At 48.0% G+C, this 12,637-nt stretch carries 6 protein-coding genes; all 6 read right to left on the bottom strand.

Annotated features, from left to right (window positions below):
- Window positions 1-7: 7 nt before the first annotated feature.
- The 6 genes from ispG to CRN95_RS06955 all read right to left on the bottom strand — a co-directional run bounded on the left by ispG (window position 8) and on the right by CRN95_RS06955 (window position 12,460).
- The gene (gene ispG / locus CRN95_RS06980; protein ID WP_097020472.1) at window positions 8-1,756 is read right to left on the bottom strand and encodes a (E)-4-hydroxy-3-methylbut-2-enyl-diphosphate synthase; all 1,749 of its coding nucleotides are present in this window, start codon (window positions 1,754-1,756) and stop codon (window positions 8-10) included.
- Between the two features lie 89 nt (window positions 1,757-1,845).
- Complete coding sequence (locus CRN95_RS06975) at window positions 1,846-3,612, bottom strand: HD domain-containing phosphohydrolase (RefSeq protein WP_088629320.1); 1,767 nt, start codon at window positions 3,610-3,612, stop codon at window positions 1,846-1,848.
- A gap of 23 nt (window positions 3,613-3,635) precedes the next feature.
- Window positions 3,636-5,321 carry an HD domain-containing phosphohydrolase gene (locus CRN95_RS06970; protein ID WP_159462290.1) on the bottom strand — a complete coding sequence of 562 codons (1,686 nt, stop codon included), beginning with the start codon at window positions 5,319-5,321 and terminating at the stop codon, window positions 3,636-3,638.
- Between the two features lie 195 nt (window positions 5,322-5,516).
- Window positions 5,517-7,757 (bottom strand): polyribonucleotide nucleotidyltransferase, encoded by a 2,241-nt coding sequence (pnp, locus tag CRN95_RS06965; protein ID WP_097020470.1) that lies wholly within the window; start codon window positions 7,755-7,757, stop codon window positions 5,517-5,519.
- Window positions 7,758-7,777: 20 nt separating this feature from the next.
- On the bottom strand, window positions 7,778-8,050 hold the full coding sequence (rpsO, locus tag CRN95_RS06960) for a 30S ribosomal protein S15 (RefSeq protein ID WP_014547011.1): 273 nt from the start codon (window positions 8,048-8,050) through the stop codon (window positions 7,778-7,780).
- Between the two features lie 297 nt (window positions 8,051-8,347).
- A complete protein-coding gene (locus tag CRN95_RS06955; protein ID WP_235002926.1) occupies window positions 8,348-12,460 on the bottom strand; it encodes a response regulator in 4,113 nt (1,370 codons plus the stop codon).
- Between the last annotated feature and the right edge of the window lie 177 nt (window positions 12,461-12,637).

The following is a 12,637-nucleotide window of genomic DNA, read 5'->3' as shown; positions in this document are numbered from 1 at the left end:
AAAACTTTTACGGTTCCACCCAGCGACCTTTTTCCTTGAGAAGATTCACGAGTTCTTCAATCGCGTTCTCTTCAGGGATGTTCTTCTTCACTGCGGTCTTGCCTTCAAAAAGCGTAATGCGGCCGGGGCCACCTCCGACGTAGCCGAAGTCGGCGTCCGCCATTTCGCCCGGGCCGTTCACAATGCAGCCCATCACGGCGATGGAAATATCCTGCAAGTGACCAAAGCGTTCCTTAATCTTGCCAAGCACCGTGCGAATGTCGTACAGCGTGCGGCCGCAGCCCGGGCAGCTGATAAAGTTCGTCTTGCTGCGGCGGCACGCGGCCGCCTGCAAAATATCAAATGCGAGTGCAACAGATTCCTTAGCGCCCTTGTAGCCGTCAATCACGACTGCATCGCCAAGGCCATCCGTCAAGAGGCTTCCAAAGTCAGCGGAAACGCGGAGCATATCCTTGTCCGAGCTACCAATCTTTGCATAAAGCAGAATCGGGTCCTTGCGGTCAGCGGCTGCCAAAGCAGAAGCAAGCGCACGCACGCCATAGACCATGTCGCTACCCGTGTAGCAGAAAATCGAGCCTGCCGGAACGCTTGCCGAATTTGCAGCAAAGCCAGCCACATCCATAGCGTCCTTGAACGTCACGATGTTAGCACCTGCAGAAGCATCGAAGCCAGCCAAAGCAAATTCAGGACCACGGCGTTCACCCGTAAGGCTTGCAGCATCAGACTTCACGCCCACCTTCACCGGAAGGCTACCGCCAATTTCCACGCCAGCAATCTTCACCACAGAAGATTCGCGACGTTCATAATGATACGGGTCCTTCTTGAACACCGGCACTTCAAACTTCGGAGCATCAGCCTTGAGTTCGCAAGCTTCAATCAAGTCCTGGGCAACAGGAACTTCGGCCACCGGATCTTCGGTAAGCGAAACGCGAATCGTATCGGCAAGGCCGTCGAGCAACAAAGCGCCAATGCCAGCAGCAGACTTCAAACGACCATCTGCACCGGCACCCGCTTCCGTCACACCCACGTGGAACGGATACGGCTTGAAGTTTTCCTGCTTCAAGCGTGCAGCGAGCAAACGATAAGCGGCAATAGCCACACGCGGATTGCTCGACTTGAGGCTCAAGACCACCTGGTCAAAATGTTCAGCTTCGCAAACTGCCAAATATTCCAAGGCGCTTTCCACCATGCCTTCCACGGTGTCGCCATAGCGGTAAATCATACGTGCCGAAAGCGAGCCGTGATTCACGCCAATGCGAATCGCACGGCCGAGGCGCTTAGCCTCCTGCACAAACGGCGTAAATGCTTCGGCAACCTTTTCCTTGCCTTCGTCAAACAACTTGTCCGTCTGCTGGTCGAGCGTCAAAATACCGGTATCCACAAAGTTACCCGGATTGATGCGGACCTTTTCAACCCACTTGAGCGCTTCAAATGCAGCTTTCGGCTGGAAGTGGATGTCTGCAGAAACAGGCACCGTGCAACCAGCTGCGCGCACGCGCTTCATGACATCTTCAAGCCCTGCAGCATCGGCAAAAGTCGGAGTCGTGATGCGAACCAAGCCACATCCTGCCTTAGCAAGAGCAAGCGTCTGGCGAACGGTTTCGTCCACGTCCTTCGGCTTGGTCGTCGTCATGGATTGAACTAAAATGGGGGCGTTGCCCCCTATCAAGGCCTCGCCTACGCGGACCTGAACAGTTTCCCTGCGAACCGCCTTAAAACGGTCATCAACATACGGAAGTGTAGTAAAATCTAGCATGCCGAAAATCTAGAAATTTTACATAACGTGAGCAAAGCGCGAAAAAAATATTTTCGCATTTTCAAGCCTTAGTCACAAGCGCAAAAGCATCAATTTTTCTCAATCTCGGCAGCAGCATTGTCCGGAGCAGTGTTTTTCTCTTCAACCCTTTCTTCTGCACATTCCTTTCGGTAATATTCTTCAAGCTCTTCACGGCTCTGATCAAAATACTTCTTGAGACTCGGATCAAAATGCTTACCCATCGACTGATCGATGATATTATAGGCATCTTCAAAAGAGAACGCTTCCTTGTAGCACCGCTTACTCACGAGAGCATCATACACGTCCGCAACAGCCATCACACGTGCTTCCAGCGGAATATTTTCGCCCTTCAAGCCATCCGGATAACCACTGCCATCCCAACGTTCATGATGATAGCCGGCCATGTTTTTAGCGATATCCACAAACAGTTTGCTCTGGAAATTGTAATTCGAGAGAAGGTTATTAATAATGTTAGCGCCCTGCTGGGCATGCTTCTTCATTTCTTCAAATTCTTCAGGCGTAAATTTGCCCGGCTTGCAAAGCACCTTATCCTTAATGGCAATTTTACCAATATCATGCATCGGAGCCGCGGCAATCATATCATCATAAAATTCTTTCGAGTAACTCAAGTTCGGGTCTTTCTGCATTTTCGAGACAAGGATACGGACGACTTCCTTAGTCCGCTTCAAATGCGCGCCGGTAAAGCCATCCCTGTTATTGACGACTTCGGCCATGCCCACAAGCATCTGATTGTGGAACAAGCGAATCTGATCCTTGTTATTCTTGATAAGGGCAGCAAGCTCCGTATTATTCGCATCCAAACGCTCGATGTAACGTCGGATCGTGGTTTCGTCTTCTATGCGGAACAGCAAAATCTGCAATTTCTTGTTCTGGAGAACATTCCTCATCACCGCCTTATAATAGCTTTCCCTATACATAAAACGGTAAATCTTATCGCCACTTGCGCCTTTCAGCTGCGTCATGCCTTCCTTAAAAATCTTAGCGATCTCAGTATCCGGCGGCAAGCAATGATCCACACGGCATTCCAAAAGTTCCGGGAAATAGCGCGTTGCAATATCGTTACAGCCAAAATAAAGTCCCTTCGGAGAGAATGCCAAGTAAGCCGCCTTATTTTCGGCTTCAAGCGATTCAAGCACGCTATTCATGACATCATGCATCTTTACCAAGGCGCAGACATAGAGCAATACAAACTCATCAATCAAGTAGACAAGCGGCATCAGCAACGTGTCGTTTTCCATGTTGCGAGCAAGGATAAAAGCACCGATCGAAACAAAAGCCAAGGCGGCAATAGCAATCAACGTCTTATAGCTGACATTGCGTTTTTTCTTTGCGGCAATAACAATGACAACGACATTGGCCACCATATAAAAGTACAGCAGGATATTCCACAAGACATGTCCAGGGCCATATGTCGGCATGTAGCTGCCAAAGCCATTCAAGACAACATAGCGTACAGATTCATAGAATACATCGCTAAAGCCTACAGTACAAGACAACGCAAAGACAAGAGCACTGTACAGGAACAAAGCAAGCTTAATCCATCTAGATAAATTGAACGAGCAAAGACGGCAAATCAGCAAGAACAAGAAGAGCGGCAAGAAACATGCGCCCAGATAGCACACTTTGTTCGCGACAATAGCGCCTTCAATCGTTGTCGAGAGAGCCAAGAAGAGGTACCCAAAATCGGCAAGGACAATAGAGAAGAAAAACGCCGTAAAATACGTATTTAACGGCCTGCGATAGAAATACGAAAGCAGGCAGGCGTTTATCCCTGAAAAGACGCACATGGCGATCAAGTAATAGATAACAAACATACCACTCTCTCAAACAAGTTCAATCAATGATCTACGGAACAATAGTAATCCATCAGCTGATCTTGGCATTCCAAGAAACTATCCTTCAGTTGCGGATCAAACTGCTTCCCCATCGACGCGAGAATCACATCGCGAGCTTCCCTAAACGACATTCTTTCCTTATAGCAGCGCTTGCTCACCAAGGCATCGTACACATCTGCCAAAGCCATGATTCTAGCTTCCATCGGGATGCTTTCCCCAGAACGCTGTTCCGGATAACCAGTGCCATCCCAACGTTCATGATGGTATAACGCCATATTCTTGGCGACACGCACAAAATAATTGTCCTTCACATCGGAAAGGAGTTTTTCAATGATGTTAGCCCCCTTCTCCGCATGAGTTTTCATAATCTCATAATCGTCTATATTATAGCGCCCCTCATTACGGAGAACGGCTTCGTCAATCGCCATCTTGCCAAGGTCATACATCGGCGCAGCTGCGATAAGCACATCAAGAAACTTATCGGACAGGTCTTCAAAGCCCTTCTTGCGCATCATCGATACAAGTATCTTTACGACTTCACTTGTACGCTTGATATGACCAGCCATGTCCTTTTCGGCACGACTTTCGGCCATCTGCACCATACCGACAATCAGCTTTTCCTGTTCCGAGAGTTTTTCATTTTCCGTTTTCACCATGTTCTTCTGCAACATGGAATTGCTACGGCCAAGGGCATCAATGTACTGCTGTTCCTGCGTATCGTCTTCAATTCTGAACAAGAAAACATTGCGGCCATGCACCTGCCTCAAGACCTTGACCTCGCACTTGTAATGGCGGCCCGAATGATTGAATTCAGTCATTTGGCAGTAATCCGTCAGTATCTTGGACTTTCTGTACTTTTCAATCCAGGACATGATGAGTTGCTGCAACTCGGTTTCGCCCTTCAGATGAGCGTCCACTCTCATCTTGGCAAGTTCCGGGAAAAAGTCCATTGCGATACGGTTGGCACCAAGATACGCGCCATCAATCGAGAATGACATATACGCACAGGAACTTTCCGTTTCAATGGATTCAATCACACATTCCGTAATATCGTACCATTTGACGTTACTGCAAATGTAGAGCAAAAGAATTTGGTCAAACACATACAGTAGTGGCATAATGAGCATGTCACTCCCCAAATAGCGCGCCAGGAAGAACGAGAGGATGGTTGCAATTTCGCCGACAATCATCGCAATGATATTCTTCAGCGACACCATTTTCTGACTGAGGAGAGCCTTTACAATAATCCAGATGTCCAGGATAACAAATCCAATCAAGAAGGCATTGAACAAGCCATGAGCCCATCCATAAGTCGCCACATAGTTACCGACACCAGCCTGGACCACATATTCCACAGTCTTGTAATACGCCGGGAAATATCCGACCGTCATAGCCAGTGCGCAAATTGTAAAACTCATGACAATCAAAGACAAGTGCAACCATTTAGGAATACTCATCTTGCAGATCTGCAAAAGCGCAAAGAACATGAACATCGGGAGGAAGGACCCGCCAAGGTAGTTCACCTTGTTAGCGATAATGGCTCCTTCAACAGATTCCGAAAAGCCCAACAGCCAATGGCCAAAATTAGCTACAAGTATTGCGTAGAAGACGTAATAAACGTAATTGTTCCGCTGATTTTGAAAACGGAGGGACAGCACTGCCAAATTGACAGCGGACAAAACAAACATCAATGTTAAATAGATGTAACCCATATCCACATCCGGTATTCTACCGTTTATAAAGCTAATCTATTTTTGCAAAAAATGAACAAGCCACCTCCTAAAATGTTCATTTTGCAAAAGGACAATTTTAAATATAAAAAAGGAAACGCACGGCCAAAACCATGCGCTTCCTTAATAGAGTCTATTTGGACTAATCCAAGACTATGCTTCAGTCGGAGCTTCGGCAGCAGGTGCTTCCGGAGCAGCTTCAGCAGCCGGGGCAGCCTTCGGAGGGAGCAAAGCCTTCATAGAGAGCTTCACCTTGCCCTTCGGGTCAACACCGAGGCAGAGCACTTCGACTTCGTCACCAACGTGAACAACGTCTTCGACCTTTTCGACACGGTGGTCGGCAAGTTCGGAGATGTGAACGAGACCATCGCGACCCGGGAGAATTTCGACGAATGCGCCAAACGGCTGGATCGTCTTGACCTTGCCCTTGTACTTGCGGCCCGGTTCCGGTTCTGCAGTGAGTTCTTCGATCATGCGGCGGCAAACTTCACCAGCCTTACCCGTCGGGGCGGCGATGTCGATATTGCCGTTGTCGTCAATGTTGATGGTGCAGCCCGTCTGAGCCTGCATACCCTTGATGACAGAGCCACCAGAACCGATAACGTCACGAATCTTCGTGGTCGGGATGCGCATCTTGAGCATCGTCGGAGCCTTTTCAGAAACGTGCGGACGCGGTGCCGGAAGGCCAAGTTCAGCCATCTTGCCGAGAATATGGATACGGCCCTGACGAGCCTGTTCCAAAGCTTCACGCATAAGTTCCGGGGTGATACCGCGGATCTTGATGTCCATCTGGAATGCAGTGATACCTTCAGCAGTACCCGTTACCTTGAAGTCCATATCGCCGAGGTGGTCTTCCGTACCAGTAATGTCGGACAAGATCTTGATCTTGCCGCCTTCCTTGACGGAGCCCTTTTCGGAGATGAGGCCCATGGCGATACCTGCAACCGGAGCCTTGATAGGAACACCAGCGTCCATCAAGCTGAGGCAGCCACCGCAAACAGAGGCCATGGAAGAAGAACCGTTGGATTCCATGATTTCGGAAACCACGCGGATCGTGTACGGGAAGTCTTCCGGGAGCGGAAGAACTGCTGCGAGGGAGCGTTCGGCCAAGTGACCGTGACCAATTTCACGGCGAGAGAGACCGAGCTTCTTGCATTCACCGACGGAGAACGGCGGGAAGTTGTAATGGAGCATGTAGCTCTTTGCGCCTTCGCCCTGCAAGCTTTCGAAACGTTGTTCGTCAGCCTTTGTTCCAAGCGTACAAATGACGAGACCCTGGGTTTCGCCACGCTGGAAGATTGCAGAACCGTGAGCACGCGGGAGCACGCCCATTTCGATTTCGATCGGGCGGACTTCGGTCGTGGTACGGCCGTCAAGACGAACGCCTTCGTTCAAAATCATTTCGCGCATAGCCGTGCGTTCGAGGTCACTGAAGATGCCCTTTGCATCAGCAGCGAGCTGAGCATTCTGTGCTTCGCCTTCACCGATGATAGCGAGGATACGCGGATCTTCGAGCATACGAGCGCAGAGGTCTGCCATAGCCGGATAGAAGTCCGTCTTCACCATGTTGGAGTGGACGTCCTTGTTCAGTTCGTCCCAGACAACTTCCTTGACCGTAGCAACGAGCTTGTCGTGTTCTTCACCAACAAACTTCGGCTTGAGTTCCATCTTCGGCTTAGCACAGCGGTCCACCAGTTCCTGTTGGGCCTTGCACATCTGCTTGATGACTTCGTGACCAGCGAGGATAGCGCCAATCATCGTGTCTTCGGACACTTCGTAAGCACCACCTTCGACCATGCACACAGAGTCTTCCGTACCGGCGACCACGAGGTCTAGATCGGCCACGGCAACCTGGTCATAAGTCGGCATCACAATGTTCTGGCCATCGACGACAGCCACGCGAACGGCAGCGACCTGCTGTTCGAACGGGAGTTCTGAAAGACCGATAGAGAGAGATGCAGCACTTACACCAAGAACGTCCGGAGCGAACTTCTTGTCGGAAGAAAGAACCTGAACGATGACCTGGACTTCACGAGTGAAGTTTTCCGGGAACATCGGACGAATCGGACGGTCGATGATACGAGCAGAAAGAATTTCTTCATCGCTCGGACGACCCGGTTCGCGCTTGCTATAGCCACCAGGCAGGCGTCCGGCAGCGTAAGACTTTTCGCGGTATTCAACTGTCAGAGGGAAGAAGTCACCATCCTTTTCTTCACCGTAGCAAACGGTAGAAAGGACAAACGCGTCCCCCATCTTGGCGACAGCAGAACCACGTGCCTGCTTTGCGATACGGCCAGTTTCAAACGTAATGACACGGCCATCCGGAAGGTTTACAGACACTTCCTTCGGGTCGAGCATCTTGCCGTATTTAGCTTGATAAGCTTCTGTTGACATAAAAATCTCCAGTCAGAGAATTAGCCGCGGAGACCGAGATCCTTGATCAATGCACGCTGAGCGATAATGTCCTTTTCGCCGTAGTACTTGAGAAGGTTCTTGCGCTTTGCAACCATCATGGACAGACCGCGGAGAGAGTGGAAGTCCTTCTTGTTGGTCTTGATGTGTTCGGTGAGGTTCTTGATCTTTTCCGTGAGGATAGCGATCTGAACGCGGACGTTACCGGTGTCCTTTTCGTTAGCACCAAACTTAGCGGTGAGTTCTGCAGCCTTTTCTTTAGTGATAGTAGCCATTGTAGCCATTCCTTTTTTTTGATTGTTTGTTTCATTACATGTTTTTGTCCGAGTTTACTGCTCTAGCACCAGTGGAATTGGCGAATCTGGTCACAGGACCCAGGCAAAAATGCAATTTGAGCTCATATATAGAAAATTAGTTATTAGTTAATAGTTATTAGTTATTAGAAAATGCAGGAAAAAGGGTCTTTTTAACTGGATTCTTCCCCTTTCAGGGTCAGAATGACGTCAACACAATCGTCATCCTGAACGATAGTGAAGGATCCAGTCAATTTTCCAAGCCCTTGTCTTACAGCTCTACAAGAATCTTGACAGAACTTCCTTCAGTTTGTTGACGTTCACGGGTTTTGCCACATGCTCGTTCATGCCGGCATCCAAAGCCGCCTGCTGGTCATCAGCAAAGGCATTTGCCGTCATGGCGATAATCGGAATCTCCGCCGCAATCTTGTTATCGAGCTTGCGGATAAGCTTTGTCGCCTCGTAACCATCCATAATCGGCATCTGGACATCCATCAAGATCAAGTCGCAGGCGCCCGGCTGCACATTCTTCATGTACTCCACAGCCTTTTCGCCATCGCAAGCCGTAGCCACCTGAATGCCACAGTCTTCCAAGATTTCCTGAGCAATTTCACGGTTCAGTTCGTTATCATCGACAAGCAGCACTTTTTTGCCGTTGAAAGAGAACTTCTTATCCGAAACTGGAGTTTCCGCCTGCAGAAGCCCAAAGCAACGCATCAACGAATCTCGGGCATCCGACGGGAACACCGGTTTACTTACAAAGTTGTGGATTCCGACTTCCGTTGCCTTGTCCTCTATATCCGACCATTCATAAGCCGACATCACAATCACGAGGATATCATTCCCCAACAATTCGCGAAGCATCTGTGTCGTCTTCATGCCATCCATGTTCGGCATGCGCCAGTCCACGAGGAACGCATCATACAAACGACCATTAGCTTTTTCAGCTTTTACATGTTCCAAAGCGTCAGCGCCAGAATAGCAACAATCCGCTTCGATACCAAGCTCCTTAAAGATCTGCGGAATGCTCTTAGCGCAGTCCACATCATCATCAATGACAAGAACTCTCTTGCCTTCCAGTTCCTTGATGCGAGACGATTCCTGCTTAGTCCCAGCAAGCTTGAACTTAAAGTCGATAACAACATCAGTCCCTTCATCCACCTTGCTCTTGATATCAATGGAACCCTTCATCATATCGACGATGTTCTTTGTAATCGCCATGCCAAGACCCGTTCCCTGAATACCAGAAACCGTCGAGGAGTTCACACGCGTAAAGGCATCATAAATCTTCGGCAAGAAATCTTCACTCATGCCAATGCCCGAGTCTTTGATCCTAAATTCATAAGCCCCAAAGCCCGGTTCCGGAGATTCCTTCTGCTCCACGGAGAACCAGATAGAGCCACCTGCAGGTGTGTACTTGATAGCATTCGAAATCACGTTCAGAAGAACCTGGTTCAAACGGAGCCTATCACAGACAACGTCTTCATTGTGAATGCCTATGCTATTGGCAAAGAACTGCAACTTCTTGGCATTGATATCCGCCTGTACAATATCCTTGAGCGTATGAACAATATCGGGCAGGCGTTCAGGCTTTGCGTTCAAGTTAAGCTTGCCCGATTCAATACGACTCATGTCAAGCACATCGTTAATAAGCGACAGCAAGTGATTCGACGAAAGTTCAATCTTTCCAAGGAATCCCTTGACCTGTTCCTTGTTGCCAATGTGCATGGTCGCAAGTTCCGTATAGCCGATAATAGCATTCATCGGAGTGCGGATATCATGGCTCATGTTGTTGAGGAACATCGTCTTTGCACGCGATGCAGACTTAGCCATTTCAAGCGCCTGTTCAAGAGCTGCCTGCTGCGCCATTTCCTTGCGGTAAACGACATCGTTATTGAAAAGTCCCACAAGCACTCGACGAGACTTAGACCAGTCGCCCATCTTGGTCACCTTCATACGGTACCACTTGAGCCCTTCATTAGTCACTCGACGATAATCCAGGAAGAAGGAGTTATCGTGTTGCAAGCGAGCAATTACGGTATCGCGATTAAGCGAAGAGAGCACGGAATCAACATCGTCCTTATAGACAATCTTGCGGACATCCTTCACCCTGTCCTTAAAGAAGTCAACGCCTTCTCCAGTCTCTTCATTTATGACATCTTTGAACTTTCCGCCCGTCAACGAAACGCTAAACAAGCCCGTATCGATATTGACATCGAACACGACTTCGTACTGATCCGAAAGGCTCATAATGCGTTCAATATTTTCCTGGTGTTCCGTTTCTGCACGGTACTGGGCATCCACTTCGACAAAGCCAACAGCGATAAGCTTCGGCGGGACATCAATCGGTTCAGCCTTGGCAAACACGAGACGCGTGTACTTGTATTCAGTACCGTAGAGGTGTCTAAATACAATGGTCAAGCGCTTCTGGTGCATAAGCTGTCCTGCCACATACTCTCTAGAAGCAAGCCCGATAAGCTTTTCACGGTCATCCGGGTGCGCCATATCCAGGACAAACGCCTTAAAGACATCTTCCAGCCTTTCGCAGTTGGCAAAAGGATCCTTTAAAGCAGCCCTAATATCTTCACGAACAGCAAGGACACCGCTTGTGTTATCGACAAGATTGAAGTAGAAGAGTGATGAATAATCTTCCGAAAGAATGTCGATAATTTCAAGGTTCTGCTTCAGGTTCGACTGGATTTCCATCTGCTTCTTGATTTCTTCATCGACACTGTGCAGACCAAAAACGATACCCTTGAGATTGCCGATTTCATCCTTGTCGGCAATAATCTTCATCTGGTAACAAACTTCCTTGCCTTCAAGCTTGATCTTGAAGTTGACATGAATCACCGATTCGTTCTTCAAGGTTGAAACAAGGCGATCGCGACTCGTCTGCTTCTGGAACTGATTTTTGTCAGAATCACAGACAAGATACTTGAGCAACAAATTCATTCTCTTGGCAAAGCTCTTTTCCGAAGACCAGCCCGGAATCGCTTTCAAGAGCACAGAACTGGCGCGGTACGTCACAACAAAGTCCGAAGAAGAATCTTCGCCAAGCGTTACGTAGTTCACAAAATCAAAGTCCGAAGCCAGGGATTCAATCACCCTGTTGTTGCGGTCCATTTCCTGACGCTGGGCAATAGCCTTGTTGACTTCGGAATTGATATTTTCCACAGCAACAATGACATGGTTTTCATCTTTGCTGGACTTAATCGCCTTCATTCGATAGAACTGTGGATTTCCATCAATGACAAGTCTATATTCTACAGATGCACTTGGATTTTCTTCAAGACGTTTTAAGAAGGAACCCTTTTCCATAAAGTGCATGACAACTTCAAGATCATCTTCATAAAGATTATGACGCAAGCTCGATATCGATTCAAAGAAGAAGTCCTTTCCGTGAACCTCTTCGTGTAGCTTATCCATAAGCCTGTCGGAATGGAACGTGTCAAATGTATCGTCCAGAACGTTCACGTAGAAAATGCATTCGTAAGTTCCGCTCAAGGCATCGGCAATTTCGGAATACTCGTTACTTTCGGCCTCGGCCATGCGGCGAGCATTCCACACCGTGCGCAGCAAGTACAAAAGAATCACGAGAAGTTCAATTGCCGAAATTCCGATATAGAACTTGCGGATTTTATCCACGCGCGCAAAGGCGATATTTTCATTGACATACAAAAGTTGAGTCCAGCTACCGCCAAACAAAGGGAGCGCAACCAAAAGCTTAGCATCATCCGAGGAAGTTTCCTCATACGCCAAATGCGCAGATTCCCCCTTCATCACGGTTGCCGCCCACTCATCTACAGAATACCCTTTCTTAGACTTAATCGTCCTAACAAACTCGTTAAAATTCTTCCATTTTCCCGTTTTTTCGACAACAAAGGAACCATCTCGACGGTCAACCACAATCAGGGAAACCTTACCCTTGAACGCATTTGATGCAACATAGCCATATAACGGCTTGATTTCGGAAACCGCAGAAAGCATAGCCACCACCTGACCCCTACGGCGGACAGGCACCATCTGTTCAAACACAATATTTTCGGAATGAACAACATCGCGGCCGACTTTCGAAATATACGGCTTTGGAGATACGATTTTTTGATAGTTCTCTATGTACGAGGAATCAAAAACGACCGCATGGTCTGCAATAATATGACCATCGGGCAAATACAAGCGAACCACAGAAACCAGAGGACCAATACGGGATCCGCGAATCAATCGAATCATGTTTTCAGACAGGAGATTCTCTTCCATCCCCACCACAGTCGAAATATTGGACAAGGCGCTCAACAGAGAACGTCCCAAAAATCCAATTTTCGCTTCAGAAGCATAGGCAACTTCGTCAAGGGAGTCCCAGCTATCGTCAATCGCCTGCCTGTTTATGTACAAAAAAGAAACGTTTGTTACAATAAACAAAAACGCAACAAGTAGCAGCGATACAATTAGATTTCTTTTAAAAAAATTATTGTTCATAAGTTTTTTGTAACATTTCCAAGTATATTATACATTTTGAAAACACGTTTTGACGGGAAATTTCAAAAAAATAAATGCTTTTGTACTAGTTTT

Source organism: Fibrobacter sp. UWB16, assembly GCF_900215325.1.
GTDB lineage: Bacteria > Fibrobacterota > Fibrobacteria > Fibrobacterales > Fibrobacteraceae > Fibrobacter.
This window is presented reverse-complemented; position numbering and strand designations above follow the sequence as displayed.